Source organism: Pedobacter sp. 22163, from assembly GCF_052045595.1.
Classification (GTDB): Bacteria; Bacteroidota; Bacteroidia; order Sphingobacteriales; family Sphingobacteriaceae; genus Pedobacter.
Window position 1 is genome coordinate 763346 of the sequence record NZ_JBQEPM010000001.1, and the last position, 26771, is coordinate 790116.

The 26771-nt window shown below is 37.1% G+C and carries 28 protein-coding genes; 13 read left to right on the forward strand and 15 right to left on the reverse strand.

Features of this window, described 5'->3' with window-relative positions:
- Window positions 1–29: 29 nt before the first annotated feature.
- Window positions 30–311 carry a pyrimidine/purine nucleoside phosphorylase gene (locus tag ACTJKN_RS03210; protein ID WP_440822614.1) on the forward strand — a complete coding sequence of 94 codons (282 nt, stop codon included), beginning with the start codon at window positions 30–32 and terminating at the stop codon, window positions 309–311.
- 151 nt (window positions 312–462) lie between these two features.
- On the opposite strand, the gene ACTJKN_RS03215 is transcribed toward ACTJKN_RS03210, so the two are convergent.
- Both ACTJKN_RS03215 and ACTJKN_RS03220 read right to left on the reverse strand, forming a co-directional pair.
- Window positions 463–1734, reverse strand: coding sequence for a M16 family metallopeptidase (locus ACTJKN_RS03215; protein ID WP_440822615.1), 1272 nt, complete (start codon window positions 1732–1734; stop codon window positions 463–465).
- Window positions 1727–2971, reverse strand: coding sequence for a M16 family metallopeptidase (locus ACTJKN_RS03220; RefSeq protein WP_440822617.1), 1245 nt, complete (start codon window positions 2969–2971; stop codon window positions 1727–1729). Before ACTJKN_RS03220 ends, ACTJKN_RS03215 begins: the two co-directional genes overlap by 8 nt.
- 245 nt (window positions 2972–3216) lie before the next feature.
- Here ACTJKN_RS03220 and ACTJKN_RS03225 point away from each other — a divergent pair, with 245 nt between their 5' ends.
- Window positions 3217–4341 (forward strand): CofH family radical SAM protein, encoded by a 1125-nt coding sequence (locus ACTJKN_RS03225; RefSeq protein WP_116251886.1) that lies wholly within the window; start codon window positions 3217–3219, stop codon window positions 4339–4341.
- Between the two features lie 158 nt (window positions 4342–4499).
- Here the strand turns inward: ACTJKN_RS03225 and ACTJKN_RS03230 are convergent, their stop codons facing one another.
- The gene (locus ACTJKN_RS03230) at window positions 4500–5357 is read right to left on the reverse strand and encodes a ferritin-like domain-containing protein (protein ID WP_440822620.1); all 858 of its coding nucleotides are present in this window, start codon (window positions 5355–5357) and stop codon (window positions 4500–4502) included.
- 18 nt (window positions 5358–5375) lie between these two features.
- Window positions 5376–6104 (reverse strand): ferritin-like domain-containing protein, encoded by a 729-nt coding sequence (locus ACTJKN_RS03235; RefSeq protein WP_440822621.1) that lies wholly within the window; start codon window positions 6102–6104, stop codon window positions 5376–5378.
- Window positions 6105–6228: 124 nt separating this feature from the next.
- On the opposite strand from ACTJKN_RS03235, the gene ACTJKN_RS03240 reads away from it, so the two are divergent.
- From ACTJKN_RS03240 to ACTJKN_RS03260, 5 genes are all read left to right on the forward strand, one after another.
- Window positions 6229–7014, forward strand: a complete 786-nt coding sequence (locus ACTJKN_RS03240) for a LytR/AlgR family response regulator transcription factor (protein WP_440822623.1) — start codon at window positions 6229–6231, stop codon at window positions 7012–7014.
- Window positions 7004–10009: a ligand-binding sensor domain-containing protein gene (locus ACTJKN_RS03245; RefSeq protein WP_440822625.1), complete on the forward strand. Its 3006-nt coding sequence runs from the start codon at window positions 7004–7006 to the stop codon at window positions 10007–10009. The genes ACTJKN_RS03240 and ACTJKN_RS03245 overlap by 11 nt, the downstream gene beginning before the upstream one ends.
- 252 nt (window positions 10010–10261) lie before the next feature.
- On the forward strand, window positions 10262–10828 hold the full coding sequence (gene scpB / locus ACTJKN_RS03250; protein WP_116251891.1) for an SMC-Scp complex subunit ScpB: 567 nt from the start codon (window positions 10262–10264) through the stop codon (window positions 10826–10828).
- 87 nt (window positions 10829–10915) lie between these two features.
- Complete coding sequence (locus tag ACTJKN_RS03255; RefSeq protein ID WP_057935224.1) at window positions 10916–11107, forward strand: hypothetical protein; 192 nt, start codon at window positions 10916–10918, stop codon at window positions 11105–11107.
- Window positions 11108–11179: 72 nt separating this feature from the next.
- Window positions 11180–12298: a GNAT family N-acetyltransferase gene (locus ACTJKN_RS03260; RefSeq protein WP_440822628.1), complete on the forward strand. Its 1119-nt coding sequence runs from the start codon at window positions 11180–11182 to the stop codon at window positions 12296–12298.
- 181 nt (window positions 12299–12479) lie between these two features.
- On the opposite strand, the gene ACTJKN_RS03265 is transcribed toward ACTJKN_RS03260, so the two are convergent.
- From ACTJKN_RS03265 to ACTJKN_RS03300, 8 genes are all read right to left on the reverse strand, one after another.
- Window positions 12480–13409, reverse strand: coding sequence for an EamA family transporter (locus ACTJKN_RS03265; RefSeq protein ID WP_440822630.1), 930 nt, complete (start codon window positions 13407–13409; stop codon window positions 12480–12482).
- 4 nt (window positions 13410–13413) lie between these two features.
- Window positions 13414–13893 (reverse strand): Lrp/AsnC family transcriptional regulator, encoded by a 480-nt coding sequence (locus tag ACTJKN_RS03270; RefSeq protein WP_057935227.1) that lies wholly within the window; start codon window positions 13891–13893, stop codon window positions 13414–13416.
- 119 nt (window positions 13894–14012) lie between these two features.
- The gene (locus ACTJKN_RS03275) at window positions 14013–14333 is read right to left on the reverse strand and encodes a helix-turn-helix domain-containing protein (protein ID WP_440822632.1); all 321 of its coding nucleotides are present in this window, start codon (window positions 14331–14333) and stop codon (window positions 14013–14015) included.
- 81 nt (window positions 14334–14414) lie between these two features.
- Window positions 14415–15767, reverse strand: coding sequence for a UDP-N-acetylmuramate--L-alanine ligase (locus ACTJKN_RS03280; protein WP_440822634.1), 1353 nt, complete (start codon window positions 15765–15767; stop codon window positions 14415–14417).
- Window positions 15768–15855: 88 nt separating this feature from the next.
- Window positions 15856–16695, reverse strand: a complete 840-nt coding sequence (gene prmA / locus ACTJKN_RS03285) for a 50S ribosomal protein L11 methyltransferase (protein WP_440822636.1) — start codon at window positions 16693–16695, stop codon at window positions 15856–15858.
- Window positions 16696–17457, reverse strand: a complete 762-nt coding sequence (gene tpiA / locus ACTJKN_RS03290) for a triose-phosphate isomerase (RefSeq protein ID WP_440822637.1) — start codon at window positions 17455–17457, stop codon at window positions 16696–16698.
- 47 nt (window positions 17458–17504) lie between these two features.
- Window positions 17505–18671, reverse strand: coding sequence for a putative sugar nucleotidyl transferase (locus tag ACTJKN_RS03295; protein WP_440822638.1), 1167 nt, complete (start codon window positions 18669–18671; stop codon window positions 17505–17507).
- 72 nt (window positions 18672–18743) lie between these two features.
- Complete coding sequence (locus ACTJKN_RS03300) at window positions 18744–18992, reverse strand: type B 50S ribosomal protein L31 (RefSeq protein WP_025142617.1); 249 nt, start codon at window positions 18990–18992, stop codon at window positions 18744–18746.
- A gap of 319 nt (window positions 18993–19311) precedes the next feature.
- Between ACTJKN_RS03300 and ACTJKN_RS03305 the strand changes: the two genes are divergently transcribed.
- Window positions 19312–19479, forward strand: coding sequence for a hypothetical protein (locus ACTJKN_RS03305; RefSeq protein WP_157258143.1), 168 nt, complete (start codon window positions 19312–19314; stop codon window positions 19477–19479).
- 9 nt (window positions 19480–19488) lie between these two features.
- Window positions 19489–20178 carry a hypothetical protein gene (locus tag ACTJKN_RS03310; RefSeq protein ID WP_440822640.1) on the forward strand — a complete coding sequence of 230 codons (690 nt, stop codon included), beginning with the start codon at window positions 19489–19491 and terminating at the stop codon, window positions 20176–20178.
- Window positions 20179–20662: 484 nt separating this feature from the next.
- Here the strand turns inward: ACTJKN_RS03310 and ACTJKN_RS03315 are convergent, their stop codons facing one another.
- On the reverse strand, window positions 20663–20947 hold the full coding sequence (locus ACTJKN_RS03315; RefSeq protein ID WP_230146035.1) for a hypothetical protein: 285 nt from the start codon (window positions 20945–20947) through the stop codon (window positions 20663–20665).
- Between the two features lie 284 nt (window positions 20948–21231).
- Window positions 21232–21639 carry a methylmalonyl-CoA epimerase gene (gene mce / locus ACTJKN_RS03320; protein ID WP_057934002.1) on the reverse strand — a complete coding sequence of 136 codons (408 nt, stop codon included), beginning with the start codon at window positions 21637–21639 and terminating at the stop codon, window positions 21232–21234.
- A 117-nt stretch (window positions 21640–21756) separates the two neighbouring features.
- Between mce and ACTJKN_RS03325 the strand changes: the two genes are divergently transcribed.
- The 4 genes from ACTJKN_RS03325 to ACTJKN_RS03340 all read left to right on the forward strand — a co-directional run bounded on the left by ACTJKN_RS03325 (window position 21757) and on the right by ACTJKN_RS03340 (window position 25953).
- A complete protein-coding gene (locus ACTJKN_RS03325; protein WP_029275719.1) occupies window positions 21757–22968 on the forward strand; it encodes an IscS subfamily cysteine desulfurase in 1212 nt (403 codons plus the stop codon).
- Between the two features lie 125 nt (window positions 22969–23093).
- Window positions 23094–23507 (forward strand): Fe-S cluster assembly scaffold IscU, encoded by a 414-nt coding sequence (iscU, locus tag ACTJKN_RS03330; protein WP_025142622.1) that lies wholly within the window; start codon window positions 23094–23096, stop codon window positions 23505–23507.
- Window positions 23508–23599: 92 nt separating this feature from the next.
- Window positions 23600–23926 (forward strand): HesB/IscA family protein, encoded by a 327-nt coding sequence (locus tag ACTJKN_RS03335; RefSeq protein WP_025142623.1) that lies wholly within the window; start codon window positions 23600–23602, stop codon window positions 23924–23926.
- A gap of 110 nt (window positions 23927–24036) precedes the next feature.
- On the forward strand, window positions 24037–25953 hold the full coding sequence (locus tag ACTJKN_RS03340) for an AMP-dependent synthetase/ligase (protein ID WP_440822643.1): 1917 nt from the start codon (window positions 24037–24039) through the stop codon (window positions 25951–25953).
- Between the two features lie 70 nt (window positions 25954–26023).
- Here the strand turns inward: ACTJKN_RS03340 and ACTJKN_RS03345 are convergent, their stop codons facing one another.
- Complete coding sequence (locus ACTJKN_RS03345; RefSeq protein ID WP_440822645.1) at window positions 26024–26716, reverse strand: DUF2461 domain-containing protein; 693 nt, start codon at window positions 26714–26716, stop codon at window positions 26024–26026.
- Window positions 26717–26771: the final 55 nt, after the last annotated feature.

Genomic DNA, 26771 nt, shown 5'->3' on the forward strand with positions numbered 1-26771 from the left:
GTTAACGGAAATTCTTTATAAATTAGCATATGATTACTGAAAACCAATATTTTGATGGCAACGTTAAATCGTTAGGCTATGAAACCGCTGAAGGAAAATCGACTGTCGGCGTTATAAATCCGGGAGAGTATACTTTTGGAACAGCTCAGAAAGAAATTATGCATGTTATAGAGGGTGAGCTAACAGCCCTTTTACCAGATGCTGCAGAGTGGCAAAGCATTAAAGCTGGTAATAATTTTGAAGTGCCTGCAAACTCATCTTTTAAAGTAAAAGCTAGCGTTCAAACGACCTATCTTTGCCAGTACAGATAGTAAAGAGGTCATATCATTAATGTAGAATTGTCATCCTGTCCAAAGGACTCCTACGGAGAGCCTGTCGAAGGATCCCAAATATGTTTAGGCGTTTCGACAGGCTCAACGTGACAGATTCTGACATAGACTCTTTTAATTGATCTAACAAAATTTATTTCTTCCCGATTACAACCTCGGTAAAACGCTCAGTAGTAAGGTATTTGTTCGCTAAGACAAGTAATTCTTCGGGAGTAATGGTTTTAACCTTCTCTATATACTTGGTATAGTAATCGTAATCCAACCCTGCGAAATAAATGTTCTTGAATTTATCGGCGTGTGAGAATACATTTTCCAAACTGCCCAACATCGAACCCAACATATAATTTCGAACAAGATCCAGCTCTTCTTCCCCTACCAGTTCGTTTTTCAATATCTCTATCTCTTTGTAAATCTCAGTTAATGCAGCCGAACAAACATCGGCACCAACTTCAGTAGCAATAAAAAGATAACCAGCCTGTTGTAGCGAAGAAATCCCGGAACCAATACCATAAGTGTAGCCTTTATCTTCACGGATGTTATTCATTAAACGCGAGCCAAAGTATCCACCTAAAATGGTATTTAAAATCTGAAGACCAGAAAAATCTTCATGTTTACGGTTAATGGCCAACTGACCAATTCTGATCGCAGACTGTAAAGCTTCTGGTTTTTCCATATAAACAAACTGCTTTTCTGTTTTCGTGAAATTGAAACTGTTCTTTACCGCATTACTTTTTTCCCAATCTTGTCCAAAAGCATTGTTCAGCAAGTTAAAACTGGCATCATCAAACTTACCCGAAACGATTATGGTACAATTATTTGGCGCGTAGGCAGCTTTAAAATATTCAATTAAATCTTCGCGCTTCAATGCATCGTAATGCGCTGCTTTTATGTTTACTCCATAAGCTGTATCGCCAAATAAAGCCTGTGCAAATTCTTTTCTCGAAAGAACATCGTTTTTCTTCAGGTTTACCTGTAGCTTTTGCTTTTGGTTTTGAATGTAGATATCGAGTTCATGCTGTGGAAACTGGCTTTCTGATAAAACATCCTTCACAATCGGCAGTACCGAGTGTAAATGCTTATTTAAAGTGTATAACGTAACCGAAGATTGATCCTGGGCATATTCTGTTTGAAAAAATGCACCATAAAAATCAATTTGTTCGGCTATTTCTTTCGCCGATAATTTATTTGTTCCATTATTGATCAATGCGCTTACCGCAATAGCCTGTAATGGTTTTTCGAGCTTCCAGTTTACGTTTTCAAAAATAAATTCGATACGCACCAGATCTTGTTCCCCGGAATAGATTGTAAAAACGGGTACACCGTTATCCAATTCTTTTTTTTCTGGATGGATAAAATTTATTGTTGATACCTGCTTAAAATCAGGCGCCTGTTGTCTGTTAAGCATTTTCTTCAGTTAAATAATATAAAGTTGATGATGAATTTGATTGGAAAGTTTCGTTAGAGATCCGTTTAATATCTTCTGCTTTAACCTTTAAAAATTCTTCAGTTTCCTGGTTTAGTAAAGCAGCATCGCCTAAAAGCTCATAATAAGCCAGGTTCATCGCTTTATCCAATAAACTCATTTCAGAAAAAACAAGTACAGATTCTACCTTATTTTTTACCTTGGTTAATTCGTTATCAGAAACCAGTTCGGCTTTTAATTTATTCAGTTCAGCCCAGATTGCTTTTTCTGCAGTTTCGGTTGTTACTCCTCCTACCAGTTTACCTTCAATAATAAACAAACCCGGATCTAAACTGCTCGAGATGTAGGCATTGATATCGCTAAAAAGTTTCTGTTCCTTCAACAAGCTATTGTACAAGCGCGAAGACTGCCCCCGTGATAAAATATCAGATAATAAATCAAAGGCATAATAATCCTGATTTAACCGTCCGGGCATTTTAAAAGCCATATATATTGCATTTAAAGGCACATTTGCCTTTACGGTTTCTTGTCTCGCTTCTGTTTGAGGTTCTTCCTGAACTAAATCACGGTTGTACTTCTCTCCTGCTGGAATCGGTTCGAACCATTTTTCAGCCAGTTTTCTCACGTCTTCGGTTTTCACATTTCCGCCCACAACCAAAATTGCATTTTGTGGTGTATAATGTTTTTTGAAAAATGCCTTTACATCGTCCATTGTCGCGTTTTCGATATGCGAAAGCTCTTTCCCGATAGTTGCCCAGCGGTAAGAATGCTTTTTATAAGCCAGCGGACGCAACTTTAGCCAAACATCGCCATAAGGCTGGTTAAGATAACGTTGTTTAAACTCCTCACTCACCACATTTCTTTGCGTATCTAAACTCTTTTCCGAAAAAGCCAGGCTCAGCATGCGGTCGCTTTCCAACCAAAATGCCGTTTCTATGTTTTCTGCAGGCAGCGTGATGTAATAATTAGTAATATCATTGCTTGTAAAAGCATTGTTCTCACCGCCTACGCGCTGCAAAGGCTCATCGTAATTTGGAATATTTACCGATCCGCCAAACATTAAATGCTCAAATAAATGCGCAAAACCGGTTTTTTCAGGGTCCTCGTCACGGGCGCCAACATCATATAAAATATTTAAAACTGCCATTGGCGTTGTCGCATCTTCATGCACCAAAACTTTTAAACCATTGGCAAGTGTAAAACGATTAAAATCTACCATATTAATTTTTAGAACCGTAAAGATATTGTTTTAAGGGAAATTGGACGATGGAAAATGATGGAGAATGTAAAATGGCAAATGAGGGACAATTTAAGATAGAAATGAATGTTCCATGATGTAAGACGGAAATAGATGATGGCAATTTCTCGCTATTCGCCAATCGCCTAACGCTTACCGTATTTTTTTTTGACAAACCTTAAACCTTAGCCACTGAACCTTCCCTCCCTTTTCCTTATCTTTGTAGTATGAATACAGCCGATTTACTGCAACGGGCATTACATTTCGATTTTTTAAGCCTTGAAGAAGGAGTACATTTATACCATCATGCCGATACGGCATCATTGATGTTTGTAGCGAATGAATTAAGGAAAATTCAGGTGCCCAGTGGCAAAGTAACCTGGCAGATCGACCGTAATGTAAATACGACCAACGTTTGTATTGCCAACTGTAAATTCTGTAATTTCTTCCGCAGGCCTGGACACGATGAAAGTTATATTACTGATATCGAAACCTATAAGGTAAAAATTGAAGAAACTTTCCGTTTAGGTGGAGATCAGTTATTATTGCAGGGCGGTCACCACCCGGATTTAGGTTTAGCCTTTTATGCGGATCTTTTCAAAAAACTAAAAGAATTATATCCTGATTTAAAATTGCACGCTTTAGGCCCACCGGAAATTGCACATGTGGCAAAGCTGGAAGGAATGACGCACACTGAGGTGTTAAAAGCTTTGAAAGAAGCAGGAATGGATTCTTTGCCTGGTGCAGGTGCAGAAATTTTAAATGACCGCGTAAGGCGTTTAATTTCAAAAGGGAAATGCGGTGGACAGGAATGGCTTGATGTAATGCGTGCATGCCATCAATTAGATATTACCACATCAGCAACCATGATGTTTGGACACGTAGAAACCATTGAAGAGCGTTTTGAACATTTGGTATGGATCCGTCAGGTGCAGAGCGAAAAACCTGCTGATGCAAACGGATTCCTGGCCTTTATTCCCTGGCCTTTCCAGGATGACGGAACTTTATTAAAAAGACTCCGCGGCATAAGCAACAATGTAACAGCTGATGAATATATCCGGATGATTGCCTTGAGCCGTATTATGTTGCCTAATATTAAAAACATTCAGGCCAGTTGGTTAACAGTTGGTAAAGCAACCGCACAGCTTTGCTTACATGCAGGCGCAAATGATTTTGGATCTATTATGATCGAAGAAAATGTAGTATCGGCTGCTGGTGCACCACACCGCTTTACCGCGAATGGTATCCAGCAATCTATTAAAGCAGCAGGCTTCGAGCCTCAGTTACGCGGACAAAAATACAATTACAGGGATTTACCTGAGCATTTGGAAGAACAGGTGATCACGTACTAGAGATGGAATATGTAAGATGGAAATATATTCTATTATATGCATTGATCTTAAAATCCTATCATCTTAATAATCTTAATAATAAAGGGAAGTAAAACCAAGTTCTACCTCCCTACCTTAAACTAAACATTACCTAATTAATAATGTAAATATTTTTTTGTCTATGTTAATTTAAAACCGTCTTTAATAAACGCGTTAGCAAGTTTTTTAACTGCGACTCCATCTAATGCTTCATCAAAACTTTCTGCAGCCTGAGTTTGCGATGCGCCGCCTAAACCATTAATTTCAATACCAGCCTGCATAGTATTTTGCTCTCCGGCATAGTTTGCATCTACAAGAGAAATACCAGTATCGTTACCATTGGCAGCGTAAGAAATCCAAGGTTTTAAATTAACACCTAAAGATGCTGCTGTCATTGCACGTAAATGTGCAGCATGGCGTGCTTCTACGGCATGAATACGTAAAGCTGTTGTTAATACATCTGTTCCTTTTAACACACCTGCCTGTCCTTTATATGCCCTAACCCCTGTGTCTTCTAAGGCGGTACCTACTTTTAAGAAACTCTGATAGTTGGTAAATACATCAGCCAATACCGCTTCGAACTGGAAATTTGCATATTTATAACCATCGGTAGCTGGATCAGTTGGAGAGGCGATATTCAATGCACCTTTTAATAAATTTACGTGAGCACGTTCGTGGTCGCGGATTACCGTTATAGCTGCTTTAGCACCATTAGCATCAGGAACTAGAGAAGGTGTAGCCACTAATGCGTGGTTGTAAAAGTTCCACTCTAAATATTCTAATGCCAAGGCAAAGTTTAATACATCTGTAACACTTGCAGGTGCTGTTTGTCCGTAAGCTTTTTGAAACATCGAACCTAAAGCCAAAGGCATTGCAGCAAGAGAAAGTTTCTTACCGACGCTGAAAAAACTTTTCATTGCGGCTCTACGCGGACTTAATCTTTCATAGATTTCGCCATCAACTTTTTCAATTTCTTCTAATATATTTAAGATATTCATGATTTTTAGTTTTAAGGTTTAAAGATTGATTGCTGAGATTTTTGTTTTGATGAATGGCTGCGCTAAAGGCAAAACCTTATCAGGTGTTAACGCACCATCTAAAGCACCAGCAACATCAGCACCAAAAGCCGTAAGGGTTGATAAATCAGAAAATGAACCTGGTTTAATCAAATCTCTGACGTAAGATGCATGACGTGCTTCTACCGAAACGATCTTACCTGCCAACAATAAATAACCCGGATCTTTAATTCTTTTACCTGCACCATTATAAGCCGCAACACCTAAATCCTCAAATGTCATTGCCGTATTTAACACACTGGTAGCACTTGTAAAATCTATTTTAGAAAAATCAACTTCTAAACCTGGAATTGCTGCAGTACTTAAAGCTTTTTTAAAGAACTCTCTGTGTGCAATTTCATGAAACTGAATATCCTGAAAATACGCTTTTTGAGCAGCTGTAAAACTTGCAGGTGGTGCAGAAGCAACTTTAATATAAAATGCAGCCTCTAATTGTTCTAATGCATAGGCATAATTTAATACACCGAAATCATCTTTAAAATCTAGCGTAACACCCCCATCCATTGTTGGGTTTTCGTAACCGCGATCTTTTTTACAACCCGCAGCTACTAAAGCAATACCGGCAGCACCTGCACCTGCATACTGAAGGAAAGATCTTCTGCCTACAGTTTTGTCAAATAAACTTTTTTCCTGAAGTTCATTTTTTGTTTCTAGTTCATTGTGTTTCATAGTAATCTATGTTTAGTGGTTTTGAATTCGTTTGATGATACATACGTGACAATCAGAACACTGGTTTTTTTGATTTGCATTTTTTTTTATAAGCGCATTTTAATACATTCACCAACCTATAGTTATGACAACATTAAAAGCCATTATTGTTGATGATGAGGAGTTTGCCCGGTCATCATTGTTTTTTTTACTGCAACAGAACTGTCCACAGGTAGAAATTACCGGTATTGCAAGATCTGTAGCGGAGGCAAAAGATATTCTGGCACACCATCCTATTGATTTAATATTTCTGGACATAGCAATGCCCGGAGGGAATGGCTTCGAATTGATTCCTGATGCCCAAAAGCATAATGCAGCAGTTATATTCACTACCGCTTATGATCAATATGCGCTGAAAGCAATTAAGGCCAACGCACTCGATTATTTATTAAAGCCAATTGATATTGATGAGCTTAAAATAGCTGTAGATAAGGTTTTCCAACACATTAAGCTTTTTAAAAGCCAGAACGGGAATGATGAAAGAATCAACAATCTGGCTTCGAGTTTAAGTTCACGGTCAGAAATCAGGAAACTTACCCTTCCCTATGGCCAGGGTTTTAAAATGATTGATATCGATGATGTCATTTATATCGAAGCAGATAGCAATTACTCTATTGTACACTTAAATAACCACGATAAAATAACGGTTTCGAAAGTTTTACGGGAATTTGAGGAGCTTTTACCGGGCGACCAATTTGTACGGATCCATAAATCGAGCATTATCAACCTTAACCATTTAAAAGAGTATAATTCTAAAAACGGACTTCAGGTTTTCTTAAAAAATGGAGAAAGTATTAATATTTCTAGAAGAAGAGCAAGCGATTTTTTTGAAAAAATAAAATTATTTACCAAGGCAAACAGTGATCATTAAACTAGGCAAAAAAGTGCTATTATTTGCTGAAAAAGCAATCCTGAAGTTAAACTTCGGCCGCTCTTTTATTGCTCTTTTATTCGGGCTTATTATATTTGGCGCTCCCAAAACCCTGCTTGCGCAAACCACTTACCTTCCCCATTATAATACCAAAAATGGGCTGGCCAGCAATAACTGTTATTACATTTTACAGGATAAAAAAGGCTTTATCTGGATTGCAACGGATAATGGATTGAGCCGTTTTGATGGTACAAATTTCCAGAATTTTACGATCGAAGATGGACTGCCCGATACCCAGATCCTTCAGATGAAAGAAGACAAAGAGGGCCGCTTGTGGTTTTTTGCCTTAAACGGCCAGCTCAGCTACTTAAAAGAAGGGAAGTTTTACAACCAGGATAATGATGAATTGCTTAAAAAGCTAAACTTTAATACAGTAATTGTTTCCTTTTTAGTAGATAAAATTGGCCGGATTTGGCTCGGAACCAATGCTAATCTCATTGTTTGCTGGGATGGAAAAACGATCAAAAAGTACATTTCGCCTAATCCAATTGATAAATTTATCAATGCCTTTATACACGAAGATGAGCAAGGTAACATATTTGCTTATAGCGATTTAAGTGTTCAGAAATTTGATGGAAAAACTTTTTCCATGATCAAATCAAAAGTACAGCCACTCTCCTATATGACTGCTGTTAATTCTACGCACAGATCTTTATTTTATCTGGATGCTGGCGGTTTAAAACAATATAGACATGGAGGTATCAACGATCTCATACCTATTCCTCAGAATCTGATCAAGAACATGTCGGGATATTTTTATTACGATGTTACAACCAAAGAGGTTTGGTTATCAAATGCCAATGGTGCATTTGTTCTTGATAAAAGCGGAAAAACAGTCCAGTATTTACAGGATATATCTGTTAATCAAGTAATTAAAGACAACAACCAAAACATGTGGTTTGCCACCAATCAGGGCATCTACATGCTTCCTAATGCAAATAACCGTTTATCTATTATTGATGCCGAATCAGGCCTGAGCAGCAATGTAATTAAAAGCATTACCAAAGACGGAAAAAACCGACTGTGGCTGGGTACAGATGATGCCGTAATCGATGTGTTAACCATCAATAATTACCAGGTAGATGAAATTGGTTTAGACGATTTCAAGAAGTACAAAACTATTAAACAGGTTACTTTCGACCCAAAAGATCAATCTATCTATTTTGCATCCGATTATGGAATGGGTGTTTTTAAAAACATCTATAACAGCAGGAATGAAGTAAAGTATTTAAAGGAATCGAACAATTCCATGTTTGTAATCAAACATTTTAGCATTGGCAAGAATAACGACCACCTGGCTCTGGCCCTTTCATCGGGTGTTGTTTTTTTATCGGACAGAAGAAACAAATTTGAGTTTAATGCCGCAAAGTACCGCGAAAAAGAAGATTTTTTTAAAGACAGATCTTATCACGTTTTTTATGACCGTGAAGGGAATTTGTGGTTTTCGAATATTAATGGTCTGTCTCAATTTTCGAAAGGGAAATTAATTAAACATTACGAAAATCATCCCCTGCTTACCAAAAGGATAAACGATATTCAGCAGCTTGCAGACGGCACTTTGATTTTGGCAACAGATGGTTACGGTTTAATTTTTTATAAGAACAGGCAGATTACCCGACAGATTACCCAAAAAGAAGGCCTAACCAATAATATCTGTACCAAAATATTTGTAAAAAATAACGAAATATGGGTATTAACAAACAAAGGTGTCAACAAAATAGCCGATTATCCTAATCAATTCACTGTGACCAATTTCGACTATGGTAAGGATCTTTTGAGTGATGACATTAACAGCTTGTTTATTGATGATAGCACCGCCTATTTTGCAACAAACAAAGGCCTGATCCTATTTAAGTACAACAATAAAAACATAATTAAGAATCTTCCTAAGGTTTACGTTACATCTATTATTAAAGATAACGAGCGTTTGCCGGTTGATCAAGGTAATTTTACTTTCGAAACTGGTAACAATACCATCCTATTTACCTTTAGTGCAGTCGATTTTACCACGAGTGACATCACTTATCGTTACCGTTTAAATGAAAATTCAGCTTGGGTAGAAACCAGGACAAGGCGGTTAGATTTTTCTTCATTACAATCAGGCGATTACATATTTGAGGTAAGTGCCAAAAGCCAAAATGGTAATTGGGGTGAATCTGCAAAAATCGCTTTTACCATAAAAAAGCATTTTTGGCAAAGCTTATGGTTTTTATCTATTTTGATATTGCTGGTAGCCTATATCTTTTATAAAGTGGCTGTTTATATTACCCGTAAGCAAAAAGATAAAGAGCAAGAACAATTGTTGTTAAAAAACAAAGTGCTGATGCTCGAGCAACAAGCCTTACAGGCGATGATGAATCCCCATTTTGTTTTCAATGTGATGAATTCGATTCAGCATTATATCAATACGCAAAATACAGCTTCAGCAAATAAGGTTTTAACGGGCTTTGCCAGATTGATCAGAAAGAACCTGGAGATCTGTACAAAAAGCTACATCTCTTTAGAAGAAGAACTAGAATACTTAAATCTTTATTTGAAACTAGAGAAGAACCGTTTCGGCGATAAATTAAAATACATTTTTAATATTGATGAAGAAATTGATAAAGAAGAAACCTTTATCCCATCTATGTTGTTGCAACCTTACGTAGAAAACGCAATATGGCATGGCATTATGCCAAAAGAAACAGGTGGCGAAATCCAGATTAACATTAAACTGAAAGATGAATTCTATCTTAACATCGAAATTATTGATGATGGGATCGGAATTGACAACTCTTTAAAGGATAAAAAGGAAACACACATTAGTAAAGGAATGCAGTTAACCAAAGAAAGATTGCACCTTTTAGGTCAGATTGGAGCAAAACCTATACACTTAAACGTTAGGCAGAATACCACAAATGGCACAACAGTATCGATTTCTATACCGTTAAAATAGAAAATTTACCGTTTACTCAATTATTAATACCACTCACTAAATAGAATCTTGATCGAACCCTGTTTAGCCTTAAACTTGTGTTAGAAATAAACGATAGTGTTTATCAAAGACGTTCTTAGAGAATTGATATAGATATTTAATAACCTAACCTAAAACTATATCTTAATTCAGGTTTCATTTGTGTGTTGAAAGCGGTCTTGTTTTTTAAAAGCGAGACCGCTTTTTTTATGCCCAAAAATTCTATTTTTGTATATGCCCAATCACAACATCACCAGGCACATCGAAGCCCTCGTATTTTCTTCCAGCCAAAGCATAGGTACACAAGAAATTATACTTGCCCTAAATGCCGTTTTTAACGAAGAATTTACCGAAACACAGGTATTCGAAAGCATAGAGCAGATTAAAGAAAAATATAGCCATGATGATTTTGCCATCGAATTGGTATTCTTAAACAATGGTTACCAGTTTCTCACCAAAAAAGATTACCATGAAACGGTTAATCAACTTCAGTTACACCGCTCGAAGAAAAAATTAAGTCAGGCCGCGATGGAAACGCTTGCCATTATTGCCTACCGCCAACCGATAACCAAATTGGAAATCGAACAGATCAGGGGAGTAAATTCAGATTATTCAGTGCAACGTCTGCTGGAAAAAGAACTGATCAGTATCGATGGAAAAGCAGAAACGCCCGGCAGGCCTATTCTGTATAGCACAAGCACATTATTTATGGATTATTTTGGTTTAAATAACCTAAACCAGCTTCCTCAGTTAAAAGACATCGTAAAAGAGGAAAATACTGTTGGAGAAAATGTGGAATAAATAAATTAATTTCTTTGCTTCCAGATTGTTATTAAAAAAAGTTTTTTTGTATTTTTAAACTATAAAAGCAATTTTTATTTTTGTGTTATGAAAGCGCCAAAGAAACTACCAACTAAGCCGACTACCAAGAAACAGGTAGACGAAGATGATGATCTTGAAGATGACGATATTCAAACAACGAAAAAGAAGCCTCAAGATGATGACGATGATGATTTTGATATGCCATTAGATGATCTTGACAACTTCGATAATTTCGACGATGACGACGACGACTATTAACATTTAAAAAACATATATTTGAAAAAGCATCCGCCCGCTTGGTAGGATGCTTTTTAATTTTAAAATCTGCCCATGCAAGTTATACCAGTAAGCAATTCATCATTAAAAAAAGACTTTATAAACACACCCAAAATCCTATATAAAAACGACAAAAACTGGATCTGTCCGTTGGATAGTGAGGTTGAGAATGTTTTTAACCCAGAAAAAAACACCTTTTTTGCACATGGAAAATGTACACGCTGGGTTTTAAAAAATGATGCAGGAAAACTGATTGGCCGTGTAGCTGCTTTTATTAATGAGAAAAAAGCCTACCACTACGACCAACCAACCGGTGGCATGGGTTTCTTTGAATGTATTGATGATGAAAAAGCTGCCTTTCTTTTATTCGATACAGCCAAAAACTGGTTAACCGAAAACGGAATGCAGGCAATGGACGGACCGATTAATTTTGGTGAAAACGATAGCTTCTGGGGCCTATTGGTTGAGGGCTTTACCCCTCCTTCTTTCGGCATGAACTATAACTTTCCATACTATCAGAAATTTTTCGAGAAATATGGCTTTGTTACCGAATACGAACAATTAACCAACCATATTAACCTAACTATTCCCTTCCCCGAACGTTTTACAAAAATTGCCAACTGGGTAAGAAATAAACCAGGTTATACTTTCGAATATTTCAGCAAGGCCAATTCGAGCAAATACATTAATGATTTAATGGAAATCTACAATGATGGCTGGCAGGATTTTGAAAACTTTGTGCCTATTAAAAAAGAAACGCTCGAAGAAAGCTTTAAAAGTATGGAACCCATCATGGATGAACATTTGATCCAGTTTGCCTACTTTAATGGCGAACCAGCGTCTTTTGTAGTATTGATTCCTGATGCGAACCAGATGATAAAAGGTTTTGATGGTAAATTGGGCTTAATAGAAAAATTAAAGTTCGCCTACCGTCGTTGGGTGGGAGTTACCCGTATGAGGGCAATTGTAATGGGCACCAAACCTAAGTTCCAAAAACATGGCTTGGAATCGGTTCTTTTTATCCGCTTAGGCGAATACGTACTTCCTAAAAACCAGTACAAAGAGCTTGAATTGAGTTGGGTAGGCGATTTTAACGAACAAATGATTGCCATACATAAAGCTACTGGCGCTACCTTTGGTAAAAAACACCTTACCATGCGTAAGATATTTTAACCGATAATATCGTCATTTCGACTGTAGCTTACCGATTAAGCATCTGTTTTTATTTACTAATGGTATGCTTGCTTGTTTCACAGGTTTCATCGGTAGCGAAATGGAGAAATCTTGAAGAAGCACTTAAAGATTTCTCCATTCCGTTGCACTACATTCGAAATGACGATTCCACTATAATAATCTACGCACTTTTATATTTCGGCAGATTAATCAAGAGCACACTTCCCAAAATAATCACCAAACCAATAATCTGGGTAAGGCCGATTACTTCGTTGGTAAAAGTTAAACTCAGTAAAACTGCCACAACCGGGTTTACATAAGCATAGGTACTTACCTGCGTAGCCGGGCGCACCTTTAACAACCACACATAAGCACTAAACGCGGCAATTGATCCAAACAAGATAAGGTAAACAATAGATAACCAGGCATCAAGTGGAATATTCCCCCAATCCAACAATTTAAATTCTGATTTCAAAAAACCTCCAGGTAAAAAAGCCAAACTGGCCATCAACATCTGCCAACCGGTGTTAACAGAAACCGAACTGCCGGTAGTGGGGTGATATTTCGAATAAAGCGATCCTCCAGCCCAGGCTATTGGTCCAAAAACAAGTAATACCATACCTATAATCTGCAAGTTGCTTTGCGGTTTATCAAGTGCCTGTACAATCTGATCACCGAATAAGAGCACTACGCCCAAAAAGCCGATTACCAAACCCGATATAATATATTTATTGCTAAGATTTTCTTTCCAATGCGATTTATCTAAAATCACAAACCAGATCGCTGCCGAAGCTACCATAATGGCTACTAAACCACTCGGAATAAACTGCTCAACCCAAATTACGATTCCATTACCCAAGCCTAACATTAAAATACCGCTTACAGTTGCAATTTTGATGGTCCTTAGGTTAAAAATATCTTCTCCTTTAATCTTGCACCAGGTTAACATCAGCACTCCCGCAATAGAAAAACGGAATGCGCCTAAAATAAAAGGCGGGAAACCAGCCAATGCTTTCTGGATAAAAAAGTAGGTAGAACCCCAAACAATGTAAACGATAGCAAATGCAAGGTAAACCATTACCGGAGATGCTGTTTTATTTAAATTTGCCATGTGCTTATTTTTCAGGAATTACTAATTTTTGTTGCTCTTTCACAGTCTCCAGCACAATCGTGGTTTTAACCGATAAAATATTCGGAATCTTACTAAATTCATCCCTCAGTAAAGCCATTAATGAGGCAGAATCTGCTGTTCTCACTTTAATCAGAAAGCAATCATCTCCGGCAATGACGTGTACTTCCTGTACATCGGGTATCTTTGCCAGTTCGTTTGCAGTATCACTACAGCCCAAACTTTGAGATGATTTCATTGAAATAAAGGCTAGTAATTTTAAATCGAGCGCAACAGGATTTATCCGGGCATTATATTGGGTAATTACATTCTTCTTCTCCAATTTCTTTACCCGCTCCAACACAGCTGAAGGAACTAGATCTAATGCTTTCGCTAAATCTACATTCGAGATCCGGGCATTATCCTGCATAAGTCTGAGTATAGCCAGATCGATATGATCCAAACTAAAATTGTTTTCGATTACCATTCTATAAAATTATAAATTTCAAGAATAAAATTCAAAATATTTTAAAATAAAATGAATTTTATTCTTTAATACAATTTTATAATGATAATTAGTCGGTCAAACAATATATAAACCGTATTTTATATTCCTAGCTTATCATACAGATCGATAACCTTTTTACGAAGTTTATTAATCTCTTCTTCTTTTTCTATCAGTTCTTTTTTAAGCGCAGTTAATTCTTCAGATGAATTAAATTCTTCTGATTTTCCAGCAATCAGCTGTATTACCGGAACTTTAAAATTTTTAGAAATCTGGAGTAAGCGGGAAATATTGAGATCGGTTTGACCTGTCTCTATTTTACAAAAGGCCGGAGTAGAAATATTAAGTTTTTTAGCGGCATCCGCCTGACTTAAGCCTAAGGCCAACCTGCTTTGTTTGATGTGATCTCCAATGCTTTTCATTCTTTTTTTTTAGATTTGAGATATTAGACGTGAGATATTAGAATCTGATCCGTCTCATATCTAATATCTCACGTCTCATATCTATCTCTCTAAAGAAGCCGCTAGTTCAGGCAGATCGAAACCTGCGTAATTACCAGAGCTCATCAGGAGTAGATTAGCGTTTTTATAATTCAAGCTCAGTAAATAAGCTTTTAACTTAGTTGCATCATTAAAAAACTTCAGTTTTGCATTAGCAAAAGCCTGCTGAACATCGTCTTCAGAAAAAGGCTCCATCCGTTTTTGTTCGAAAGATTTAATATCAATAAATACGATTGCCTCATCGGCTTTATCCATCGCACCTGTATATTCTTTCAGGAAATCTTTGTTCAAGCTACTGAAAGTATGCAATTCGATACAAGCAACCAGTTTTCGGTTGGCAAACTGTCCTTTAACCGCATCAATAGTGGCTTTTAACTTTGATGGCGAATGCGCAAAATCTTTGTAAACGCTGGTTGATTCATCAGCTGAGATGACTTCTAAACGTTTAGCTGCACCGGTAAAAGAAGAAATAGCTGCATCAAACTCGGCTTCACTGATTTCCAATTGTTTGCACACCAACTTAGCTGCATTCAGGTTCATCAGGTTGTGATCGCCAAAAATCTTTAAAGCTGTTTCTTCTGGAAGCAGATAAGTTATTCCGTTTCTAATCTCATGCGCAGGAATGGCATAAGCAATTTTTGAAACATTGGCTTTCGATTGTGTTACAATTTCATTTAAATCAGCATCTGCTTCACAATAAATTAAAGTTCCATTATCCTCAATCGTATCGATAAATCTATCAAACTGCGAAGTATAATCGGCGTAGGTTGGAAAAACATTGATATGATCCCATGCAATACCACTGATTACAGCCACATTTGCCTTGTAAAGATGAAATTTAGGTCTTCTATCGATCGGTGAAGATAAATACTCATCTCCTTCAATAATCATTACAGGCGCTTCTTCGGTAACCTTTACCATCGTTTCGAAGCCGGCCAGTTGCGCACCTACCAAATAATCGAAATCGCGTTTATAATAATTCAGCACATGCAAAATCATACTGGTAATGGTTGTTTTACCATGACTGCCACCGATTACTACGCGTAATTTATTTTTGCTTTGCTCGTAAATATATTCAGGATAAGAATAGATTTTAACGCCCAATTGTTGTGCTTTCAACAACTCGGGGTTGTCGATGCGCGCATGCATACCCAAAATAACCGCATCCAGATCGTTTGAAATACGGTTTTCATCCCAACCCATTTCAGCCGGTAATAGTCCGTATTTATCTAAACGTGATTTTGCAGGCTCGAAAATCACATCATCAGATCCCGAAATTTGATACCCTTTTTTATGTAAGGCGATGGCCAGATTGTGCATTGCACTTCCACCAATCGCAATAAAATGTATGCGCATATAAGTTAATTATTGAAAGAGAGAAGGGTTGAATGAGAGAATGGGTATTGTGTAAAACTCAATCATTTTCTCATTCAACATTCAATCATTATTTTTTCTCAAACTGAGCCGCAACCCAATCGCCATTTTGTTTATGATCGACATATTTGATGCCGTATTTAGCACATTCAGCGGTAATCATTCCTAAATCAGGATCTAAATAAAATCCACTGAAGAAAATTTTGCCTCCAGCTTTCAATACCTCGGCATAACGGTGAATCTGATCCAGAAGTATATTTCTATTGATATTGGCAAAAATAACATCGTATTCATCGTTAGGAATTACCTCTTTGCTACCGCAAAGTGCTTTTAGATTATCTACCTGGTTAAGTGCAGCATTTTCTATGGTACTTTCGTAACAGATATCATCATAATCGATGGCCATTAAGCTTTTAGCACCCAGTTTTGCAGCCAGAATGGCCAAAATCCCGGTACCGCAGCCCATATCCAGGATATTTTTATCCTTTAAATCAGCAGCTAAAATATACTGCATTACCATTGTGGTCGTTTGATGATGACCAGTACCAAAAGCCATTTTAGGATCGATTACGATCTCGTATGGATATGATGGCTGAGGCTCATGAAAGGTTGCCCTAACATAACATACATCATCAATAATCAGCGGACTAAAATTTTTCTCCCATTCGGCATTCCAGTTTTCGTCGGCAACATCTTCTAAAATATATGCTGTTGCGAATTCTTCGCTATAATTTTCCAGGAGGTCTTTTAATTCCTGCTCGTTAAAGTTGTCTTTGATTACGAAAGCTGTAAAACCACCCTCACTATCTTCGAAAGTATCGAAGCCTAAATCGGCAAGATCGCTAATAAGCAGATCCTGTTGATAATCTTCGATACTTTTGAATGTAAATATTGCTTTTGTGTATTGCATTTAGCTATTTAATGCTTTAATAATATCTGTAAAATCGCGTGATTTTAACGATGCACCACCAATTAGGCCACCATCAATATCGTTCTGAGAAAATAAACTTGCCGCGTTGCCTGGGTTACAGCTACCACCATATAAAATGGTTGTATCATCAGCCACATTAAAACCATAGTTAGCTTGAATTTCACTGCGGATAAAAGCATGAATATCTTGCGCTTGCTCTGGAGAAGCCGTTAAACCTGTGCCGATAGCCCACACTGGCTCGTAAGCAATAACCAATTTTTTGAAGTCTTCTTCAGCTAAACTAAAAATGCCTTCTACCAACTGTTTTTTTAATACTTCATAATAACTGCCGTTGTTACGCTCGTCTAAAGTTTCACCAATACAGAAGATTGGTGTTAAACCATTTGCCAAAGCAACTTTAGTTTTTTCAGCTAATAAAGCGTCGCTTTCAGCGAAATATTGTCTACGTTCTGAGTGACCTAAAATAACGTATTCTGCACCAACAGATTTCACCATTTTAGCTGATGTTTCGCCTGTATATGCACCACTTTCTTTATCACTAATATTTTGAGCGCCAATTTTAACATCGTTACCACCCAATTTTGCCAAGCTGTTTAAGTGAATAAACGGTGAGCAAATAATAGCCAGCTGATCGCCTTTGCGCTCATCTTTAACCATATTTACGATTTCGCTGAATAACGAAACACCTTCGTTATAATCTAAGTTCATTTTCCAGTTACCGGCAACAATCTTTTTTCTCATTTTGTATTATTTAATGCTTGGTTGATCTTTCCAGATCGGATTTTATATTAAAATCGTCTATACGATTCAGTTAATTCAAATACTTTAGTAATGATATCTTTTTCTACCTCATCGAAAACTATATTTTTTCGGGCAAATACCTTTTGGGTTGTTTCGAACATTTTATTGAGTTTATAGGGATCAAAACCGCTGGCGCCTCCCCAACTAAAATCGGGAATATGGTTTGGAGGGAAGCCCGCACCAAAAACATTGGCTCCAATACCAACCACACTACCGGTGTTAAACATGGTATTGATACCCGATTTAGCATGATCGGCCATAATTAAACCACAAAACTGCAGGCTAGTATTACGCATTTTTTTGCTTTCGTAATCGTAGAGTTTTACTTCGGCATAGTTATTTTTTAAATTCGAATTATTGGTATCGGCACCTATATTGCACCACTCTCCCATTACCGAATTGCCCAAATAACCTTCGTGACCTTTAGCGGAATTGCCCCAGATTACCGAATTGTTAATTTCACCTCCTGCACGGCTATTCGGACCTATGGTAGTACCTGAATATATTTTGGCTCCCATTTTTATAGACGAGTGATCACAAAGCGCAAAGGATCCCCTGATTAAAGAACCTTCCCAAACCTCGGCATTCTTACCGATATAAATTGGTCCGTAAGTAGTATTAAAAACGCTGCATTCGGCTTTTGCACCTTCCTCCAGAAAAATATCATCACCGAGCAGCTGGTTCGTATTGCTTATCTTCGCTGAGCTACGCCCTTCGGTTAACAATTTAAAATCTTTTCTGATCTCGACGGGATTATTACCAAAAATATGTTCTGGATAAACAATCTGTATGAAGTCACCTGTGTACTCTACCGGCTTTAGCGATTTAACCGATTCTAAATCGTGCTGATCTGCGATATATGCAATAATGACATCTCTTTTGTAAAGCACTTCACCTGCTTTAAGTTTATCTACGGCGTTTAGCAAAGCTTCATCCGGACAAACAGAACCGTTTATCAATAAATCGGCATTGGGTTTTGGGGCAAATTTTATAGAGAGGTAATCTTGGGTATGAAAGCCAAAATCGGCCTTTAAATATTTCGCCCATTTCTCTGCAATGGTTAAAATACCAATGCGTAAATCGGCCACAGGCCTGGTAAACGTAAGCGGACGCAGTGACATCCAAGAAGCATCATCAAAAAGATTGATTGTCATAAGCAACAAAAATAAAAAAAGTCCCGATGCTTTTGGCAAAGGGACTTCAAAAAATGCTTTTTGTTGCTAAAATTATTTCTTAGCGTAACGGTTTTTGAATTTATCGATACGTCCTGCTGTATCAACCAATTTCATTTTACCAGTATAAAAAGGGTGTGAAGTGTGAGAAATCTCTAATTTATAAAGAGGATACTCGTTACCATCTTCCCATTTAATTGTTTCTTTAGTATCTACGCAAGATTTTGTTAAGAAAGCATATTCGTTAGACATGTCTTTAAAAACAACTGGTCTGTAGCTTGTTGGGTGCAAATCTTTTTTCATTTGAATATTATTTTAAGTTATTTGTGTGAAAGCATCAAGAACATTTTTGCAATTTGCTGGCAACAACGCTTATGACATTTCCTATTAGTCTTTCTACCTCTATTTTAGAGGATGCAAATATCTTAATTTTATTTTTGATTTACAAGTCTAAATTAAAATTTTAAATTATAAGATTTCCAGCCATCTGTTTTAGTAAAACTGATTTAAACAATGTTTATTGTAAAACGATTGCTCCATGGATATATAATGTAACAAACCTAAAATTTTTGGACTGAATATTGTTTTTCAGATATTTAAAAAATATATGTAAATTTGATATATGAGAAAAGATAGCGAGTTTGATGGAATTATCCATTCTAGCAGTAGCGGAAAGCTCTACATTAAAAGCCCCGATTTCTTTGCGCAGCCAAGGATCAGACAAATGGTGGGTGCATTAATGGAATCGAGTATTTTCAAAAAGATAGAAAAGGATAAAAACAAGAAATAGCCAATATAGATGCCTTTTAACCTGCTCTTATTCCCTCTTGTAGGCGGCTATTATATTCTTATTAGGTTCAGATACCTTAGATACGTACAATATCGGCTAGAAAACCAACGTGTACTGTTAAATTCTGCTTTTGCAGGCATCCTGCTTTTAGGTGTATGCTTTTTATTAAGAGGATTATTTATTGCCATTTCTCCCGAAACTATTGAGCAACTAAGCAAATTACTTCCAATCCATACGCCCTATTTCGGAACCACCAGCATGTCGTTATTTGTGGCTGTAGGTGCAACAGAAATCGCAAATCTTTTCATTAACCGCCTTAAGGCAATTAAAAGGGCAATAGCTACTTCAGGAAATGAATTTGAACTTTTACTGAGTTCGTCTTTTTTTGATGCTCATCTTTTGCAGTTCACCATGGATAGTGGTAAATTTTACATTGGCTGGGTGAAAGAACTGCCAAAACCCTTTACTACAAGTTATATCCGCATTACCCCTGCTTTTAGCGGCTACCGCAAGGCCGACGATAAAGAACTCGTTTTTACCACACAGTATTTAACGGTTTATGCCAGTTATATCGAAGATGGCTCTGTTGCAAATACAGATGAGTTAAAAACCGACCTCGTACTAAAAGCGGATAAGATCAATTCCATTTCGTTTTTTGATATGGATATGTACAACCGTTTTAATCCTTCGCAAGAATAAAATCCAAATTTAGAGCCTGTTTAAATTTTATCAGAATTCATTAGTATGTCAGTCTGTCCAAAGGACTCCTGTAGAGAACGTATCGAAGACCCATTTTTTGATTTATTAAAGCATTTCGACTCCGCTACCATTGACGTTATTTTGCAATTGCTTACTAATAAGACATTTGCAACAACATACATTTCCGCCCAGCTAGGCCATAGCACCCCACCCCCGTTTTACTTAAATCCGGCCTAACAAATTTTTCGGGCTGTACTGACCGAGCCACACCACTGACCTTTAAAGAAAAATTTTCAGCCGGCATTTTTTGTTTCTTTTTTGATGACAAAAAGAAAGAGCCATTCGGCGGCGGTGAGCCGAGGCAAGAATGAGCCGCTGGGCAAAAAAGGGTATGCGTCATTCATATTGATTTTTATACAATAAATTAACGCTCAGTGTGACAAAAATATAGATAAGTAAAAAATTGCATTATTTAAACAGGCGCCTAATCCTTCTTTTGACTGTATTTTTTCCAGGTTTCTATTTTGGCCTTCTGACGGGCAATATAAGCATCGGCAATAACTTCGGCTGAACTTGAGCCTTCAACCGTTTCCAGCAGTTCCTTTAATTTATACTGATCTACATCGGCTTTATACAAGATTTGGATCAGTTTCGGAAAGTCGTTATCAATTAAATAAGCAAAGGCATCAACCAATGCATCGCGCAACTGATTATCAGAAAGATGATCTGGTATATCGAAATCTTTGTTGATGATACTAATTAATGACATGGAACAGGATTTTTAGGATTACGGGATTTTAAGATCGAGTTTATTAACACTAGAGTTAGGCAATTTGCACTAACCCAAGAACCACCGCCCAAAATTAAATAAACCTGATAAAAGCGGCAGCTCCCGATTCTTCATCGGGACTATAGCGGTTAGCAGGACTGAAGAGGCAATGGAATGCGGAGCTTTCCTTTTCAAAATTATAACGCAGTTATTTAACCGCTTTAAGATCCCCGCATGCGCGAGGATGACGGTATCGAAAAACTAAACTCCATCTTCCATCCTTTTTAAATCCATTTAATTTCCTGACAGATCTCGATCAGTACGCCATTGGTATCTTTTGGATGTACAAAACACACCATTTTATTGTCTGCACCCTTTTTTGGTGAATCGCTGAGCAGTACAAAACCTTCTTTATGCAGGCGTTCCATTTCTGCCAGGATATCATCAACCAGAAAGGCAATATGGTGAATCCCCTCTCCTTTTTTTTCGATAAACTTAGCAATTGCACTATCTGGAGCTGTAGCCTGCAGCAGTTCTACCTTATTTTCGCCAGTTTTAAAGAAGGCCGTATTTACAAACTCGGATGCAACTTGCTCAGTTTTATAGCAATCGGTATTCAATAGTTTCTGATAAATATCTATGGAACTGTTAAGGTCTTTTACTGCGATGCCGATGTGTTCTATCTTATTCATAGATTATAAGGTTATGTGAATGTAAAAATGCGGCTTTTCTCTATAAGGTCATAGCTATTATTTATAATTGTTAAATAAGTTTTTTCGTATCTTTGTATTATAATTAACAGAATAGAGATGAAACAGCCGATATATTTAGATAATAATGCAACCACCCCATTAGATCCAAGGGTGTTGGAAGCAATGCTACCTTACTTTACAGAGAAATTTGGAAATGCCGCAAGTCGTAATCACGCGTTTGGCTGGGTGGCTGAAGAGGGTGTAGATTATGCCCGTGAGCAAGTAGCCAAACTAATCGGCTGTACTGAAAAAGAAATTATTTTTACATCAGGTGCAACTGAGGCCGATAACCTGGCTATTAAAGGTGTATTTGAAATGTACAAAGAAAAAGGTAACCACATTATAACTGCGGTTACTGAACATAAAGCAGTTTTAGATACCTGCAAACACTTAGAGAAAAACGGAGCACGTGTAACTTATTTAGGTGTTAAAGAAGACGGTTTAATTGATTTAGCTGAATTAGAAGCTGCTATGACTCCTGAAACTATTTTAGTTTCGATTATGTATGGCAACAACGAAATCGGTGTAATTCAACCGGTTAAAGAAATTGCAGCTATTGCACACAAACATGGTGCTTTATTTATGACTGATGCTACCCAGGCAGTTGGTAAAATTCCGGTTGATGTAAATGCTGATGGTATTGACTTAATGGCTTTCTCGGCACATAAAATGTATGGTCCGAAAGGTGTTGGTGTACTTTACGTTCGCCGTAAAAACCCTAGAGTTAAAGTTACTGCACAAATGGACGGTGGTGGCCACGAGCGCGGAATGCGTTCTGGTACATTAAATGTTCCTGGCATTGTGGGTTTAGGTAAAGCATGTGAACTTTGTCGTTTAGAAATGGAAAGCGAATCTGTTCGTTTAGCTGCTTTACGTGATAAGTTAGAAACTACTTTGAACAAAATGGAAGAGAGTTATGTTAATGGTAATACACAACACCGTTTACCACATGTAGCCAATATATCTTTTAAATATGTTGAGGGTGAAGGTTTAATGATGGCAATGAGTGATTTAGCAGTATCTTCAGGATCGGCTTGTACTTCAGCATCTTTAGAACCATCGTACGTTTTAAAAAGCTTAGGTTTATCTGATGATTTAGCACACTCTTCTATCCGTTATGGTTTAGGAAGGTTTACAACTGAAGCAGAGATCGATCAGGCTATTGAAGTGACTCAAAAAGCAGTTAATCACTTAAGAGAACTTTCTCCACTTTGGGAAATGTTTAAAGAAGGAATTGACTTGAGTAAAATTGAGTGGGCGGAACACTAAGAAAGGTAGAGGGCTGAAAGGCTTAAGGTAGAAGGTTAATCGCCAAACGCTTTACGCAAATCGCCAAGCTCCAGGTTAAAAATTAATTAAAAAATTGCTCTGTAAGGAGATAAAAAAATAAAATCATGGCATATTCAGAAAAAGTAATTGACCATTACAATAACCCACGTAACGTAGGTACTTTAAATAAAGACAGCAAATTTGTAGGAACAGGATTAGTTGGCGCACCTGAGTGTGGCGACGTAATGCGTTTGCAGATTGAAGTTGGAGAAGATAACGTAATCACTGATGCTAAATTTAAAACATTTGGTTGTGGTTCGGCTATTGCTTCTTCTTCTTTAGCTACAGAATGGTTAAAAGGAAAAACAATTGATGAGGCTTTATCTATTGATAACATGGATATTGTTGAAGAATTGGCTTTACCTCCAGTAAAAATTCACTGCTCAGTTTTGGCAGAAGATGCAATTAAATCGGCCATTAACGATTATCGCGTTAAAAATGGTTTAGAAGCAATTGTGTTAGAAAAATCGCACCATTAAAATAGATATGAGACAATAGATTTGAGATTTGAGACCTTAGGGTGCTCAAGTATGTCTCAAATCTAACCTCTCAAATCTCAAATCTTAATATTATGATTACGATAACAGATAAAGCAAAAGAAAAAATCACCCACTTAATGCAGGATTCGGAAATGGGTTCTGATTACTTTTTACGTGTTTCGGTAAAAGGTGGTGGCTGTTCGGGCTTATCATACAATTTAGATTTTGATAACGAAGAACAAAAAGGCGATCAGTTTTTTGAAGACAGAGGAATCAAAATTGCTTTGGATATGAAATCATTCCTTTATTTAGCCGGAACTGAACTCGACTTCACTGACGGTTTAAATGGAAAAGGTTTTAATTTTATAAACCCAAATGCCAGCCGTAGCTGTGGCTGTGGAGAAAGCTTCTCTGTTTAAAATCTTATAAAACATATATTTAAAGGGCCCCGAAAATTTCGGGGCCCTTTTGTATTTTTAAACCAAAAAGCCTTATAATTGTTAATTATAATTAGCGAACCAATACGAGCATGCCACTAATAAACGAATTTTCAACTGTTCCTACCTTGTTGCGGAATGTTGTAAAAAACATCCATAAACCTCAAGAAACCTTTTTGATTCATAAACAAGGTGCAGAATGGACTGAAATTTCTTATGAAGACACTTTAAAAAGAGCCGACGCTGTTTCCGCCTTCTTTTTAGAGAAAGGAATAAAAAAAGGTGACCGATTAGGATTAATGATCGAGAATTCTCCTGAATACGTATATTATGATCAGGGAATCCAGCAGATTGGTGTAATTAACGTATCCATTTATCCTACACTTTCTGAACAGGAAGTAGCTTACATCATTAACGATTCTGGCATAAAAGCTATTCTTATTGGAAATAACTTTCTATACCGTAAAGTATTAAAGGTAGCGGCCAATTGCAAACAGTTAAAATATATTATTCCTGCTTTTAAAGATTTTGAAAAAGTTACCATTCCTGCCGACGTAAATGTAGAAGTTATTGCCTTTTCTGATATCCTGGCGCTTAAACATCAGGTTACGGCTGCCGAAAGAGCTGACATTGACCAATGCAGAAGTTTGGTTTTACCTGACGATGTTTCCTCTTTAATTTATACCTCGGGAACAACAGGAACCCCAAAAGGTGTAATGCTTACCCATTATAACTTTGTTAAGAATGTGGAGGTTTGCTTGCAACAGATCCCTGTGATCGATCAAACAGAAACTTTCCTCTCCTTTCTACCGCTATCGCACGTATTCGAGCGTACAGCAACTTACCATGTTTGCTGCGCACAAGGCTGTAAAATTGCATTTGCCCAAAGTTTAGAGTTATTGGCCAAAAATATGGGTGAAGTTCGTCCTACCGTAATGAGCTGCGTTCCGCGCCTTTTAGAACGCATACATGATAAAGCCATAAAAGGAGGAACAGCTGGTGGGGGTACAAAAGCAAAAATATTTACGTGGGCTTTAGAAACGGGTAACAAATACCGTTTAGCAAAAGAGGCTGGCAAAAACCCAGGTTTCATTTTATCAGCCAAAAAAGGAATAGCAGAGAAACTGGTTTTCAGTAAAATTAAAGAGAAAACCGGCGGACGTTTAAAGTTTATGATTTCGGGCGGTGCCGCCCTGCCTAAAAATGTGGGTGAATTTTTTGGTGATCTGGGCATTAAAATATTAGAAGGATTTGGCTTAACAGAAACTTCGCCCGTGATGTCGGTTACCGAATACCACAGGCAGGTTTATGGCACCGTTGGTCGTGTAATTCCAGGAATTGAAGTGGGTATACAAGATGTCGAAACTAAAGAAATGCTCAGTATCCAAACGCACAATACTTTTAACGAAGAATTTGAATGTGCTGAAGGTGAAGTAATTGTACGCGGTCACTGTGTAATGAAAGGTTACTTTAACAAACCTGCAGAAACAGCCGAAGCGATAGATAAAGACATGTGGTTCCATACCGGAGATATTGGCCGTTTTTATAAAGGTAACCTGCAGATTACAGACCGTTTAAAAAACATGATCGTAAATGCCTATGGCAAGAACGTTTACCCTACCCCGGTAGAAAACATTTACCTGAAAAGCCCAAAAATTGATCAGCTTTTCTTAATCGGAGATAAACGTGAGTTTATTACAGCAATTATTATCCCGAACAAAGAAACTTTAGAAGAAACCTTCAAACTCAAACCATCATTTTTTGAAGAGGCTGATCCTTTTATCCGCGATCAGGAAATTATAGATTGGATGGAACAGGATATCAAAAAAATATCAAACGAGCTGGCCAAATTTGAACGCATTAAAAACTTTAAGATCAAGCGTAATCCTTTCAATATAGATGAAGGAGAAATTACCCCTACCATGAAAGTTAAACGCCGTATTGTAGAAAAGAAATACGCCGAAGCCATTAACGAAATGTATGAAGAAGGTATAGAAGCTGAATCATAATTAAATAAAGGGCCATCATTACCAATCTTGTAATCGTGGCCCTTTATTTTTCTGAATAACTAAAAATCAATTACAGTTCCAATCCATTTGCATCGGTTGTTAATATTTCGCTCATATAATCAAAGAAAGGCCGCATGTTTTTAAATTCCTGATTACAATATCCCAGGTATTCTTTACTCAAAACTTCCTGATCGGTAAATCGATGAACTAACAAAAATTGCTTATAACGTAGCAGATCGATGTCCTGATGATCAGCTTCAAAACCCTTTGGAGCAGTCTTTAATTGTTCGCCTTTCAAAGTCTCGAAGGAAGCAATAAAAGTTTTATCACTTAATATTGCTCTTAAGGGCTCGGCATCAAAAGCAATATTTTCCCTTATTAATTTCAAATCTTGAGGAGAAGGTCCGAAAAAACCACCAGCTACAAAACTATTACCTGGTTCGATATGAAAATAATAACCACCCCTTCTTTGTTTACCTGCCCGTTTAAAACTGCCACTCCAATGTGTTTTATAAGGTGTTTTATCTGTTGAGAAACGGGTATCGCGATAAATCCGGTATAGACTTTTCTTTCCCGATGGTGTTTCAATTACATCATGGGTATTCATGAGGTCTAATAAATCCTGTGCAAAAGATTCTATGTATGCCTGTTCTTTCTGGTAAGCTATTTTATGGTCATTAAACCACTCACGTTCGTTGTTATTTTTCAATAACCTTAAAAATTCAAAACTAGAAGGTGGTATTTGTTTTATATCGGGCATCATTTTTTTTAATGGCTATTCACATTCAAACAAATATAACATCTGTAAAACACTAAAT

Bases quoted from the DNA above. Each gene is read 5' to 3' on its own strand.
- ACTJKN_RS03210 (WP_440822614.1), top strand. From the start codon at position 30: ATGATTACTGAAAACCAATATTTTGATGGCAACGTTAAATCGTTAGGC.
- ACTJKN_RS03215 (WP_440822615.1), bottom strand. From the start codon at position 1,734: ATGCTTAACAGACAACAGGCGCCTGATTTTAAGCAGGTATCAACAATA.
- ACTJKN_RS03220 (WP_440822617.1), bottom strand. From the start codon at position 2,971: ATGGTAGATTTTAATCGTTTTACACTTGCCAATGGTTTAAAAGTTTTG.
- ACTJKN_RS03225 (WP_116251886.1), top strand. From the start codon at position 3,217: ATGAATACAGCCGATTTACTGCAACGGGCATTACATTTCGATTTTTTA.
- ACTJKN_RS03230 (WP_440822620.1), bottom strand. From the start codon at position 5,357: ATGAATATCTTAAATATATTAGAAGAAATTGAAAAAGTTGATGGCGAA.
- ACTJKN_RS03235 (WP_440822621.1), bottom strand. From the start codon at position 6,104: ATGAAACACAATGAACTAGAAACAAAAAATGAACTTCAGGAAAAAAGT.
- ACTJKN_RS03240 (WP_440822623.1), top strand. From the start codon at position 6,229: ATGACAACATTAAAAGCCATTATTGTTGATGATGAGGAGTTTGCCCGG.
- scpB (WP_116251891.1), top strand. From the start codon at position 10,262: ATGCCCAATCACAACATCACCAGGCACATCGAAGCCCTCGTATTTTCT.
- ACTJKN_RS03255 (WP_057935224.1), top strand. From the start codon at position 10,916: ATGAAAGCGCCAAAGAAACTACCAACTAAGCCGACTACCAAGAAACAG.
- ACTJKN_RS03260 (WP_440822628.1), top strand. From the start codon at position 11,180: ATGCAAGTTATACCAGTAAGCAATTCATCATTAAAAAAAGACTTTATA.
- ACTJKN_RS03265 (WP_440822630.1), bottom strand. From the start codon at position 13,409: ATGGCAAATTTAAATAAAACAGCATCTCCGGTAATGGTTTACCTTGCA.
- ACTJKN_RS03270 (WP_057935227.1), bottom strand. From the start codon at position 13,893: ATGGTAATCGAAAACAATTTTAGTTTGGATCATATCGATCTGGCTATA.
- ACTJKN_RS03275 (WP_440822632.1), bottom strand. From the start codon at position 14,333: ATGAAAAGCATTGGAGATCACATCAAACAAAGCAGGTTGGCCTTAGGC.
- ACTJKN_RS03280 (WP_440822634.1), bottom strand. From the start codon at position 15,767: ATGCGCATACATTTTATTGCGATTGGTGGAAGTGCAATGCACAATCTG.
- prmA (WP_440822636.1), bottom strand. From the start codon at position 16,695: ATGCAATACACAAAAGCAATATTTACATTCAAAAGTATCGAAGATTAT.
- tpiA (WP_440822637.1), bottom strand. From the start codon at position 17,457: ATGAGAAAAAAGATTGTTGCCGGTAACTGGAAAATGAACTTAGATTAT.
- ACTJKN_RS03295 (WP_440822638.1), bottom strand. From the start codon at position 18,671: ATGACAATCAATCTTTTTGATGATGCTTCTTGGATGTCACTGCGTCCG.
- ACTJKN_RS03300 (WP_025142617.1), bottom strand. From the start codon at position 18,992: ATGAAAAAAGATTTGCACCCAACAAGCTACAGACCAGTTGTTTTTAAA.
- ACTJKN_RS03305 (WP_157258143.1), top strand. From the start codon at position 19,312: ATGAGAAAAGATAGCGAGTTTGATGGAATTATCCATTCTAGCAGTAGC.
- ACTJKN_RS03310 (WP_440822640.1), top strand. From the start codon at position 19,489: ATGCCTTTTAACCTGCTCTTATTCCCTCTTGTAGGCGGCTATTATATT.
- ACTJKN_RS03315 (WP_230146035.1), bottom strand. From the start codon at position 20,947: ATGTCATTAATTAGTATCATCAACAAAGATTTCGATATACCAGATCAT.
- mce (WP_057934002.1), bottom strand. From the start codon at position 21,639: ATGAATAAGATAGAACACATCGGCATCGCAGTAAAAGACCTTAACAGT.
- ACTJKN_RS03325 (WP_029275719.1), top strand. From the start codon at position 21,757: ATGAAACAGCCGATATATTTAGATAATAATGCAACCACCCCATTAGAT.
- iscU (WP_025142622.1), top strand. From the start codon at position 23,094: ATGGCATATTCAGAAAAAGTAATTGACCATTACAATAACCCACGTAAC.
- ACTJKN_RS03335 (WP_025142623.1), top strand. From the start codon at position 23,600: ATGATTACGATAACAGATAAAGCAAAAGAAAAAATCACCCACTTAATG.
- ACTJKN_RS03340 (WP_440822643.1), top strand. From the start codon at position 24,037: ATGCCACTAATAAACGAATTTTCAACTGTTCCTACCTTGTTGCGGAAT.
- ACTJKN_RS03345 (WP_440822645.1), bottom strand. From the start codon at position 26,716: ATGATGCCCGATATAAAACAAATACCACCTTCTAGTTTTGAATTTTTA.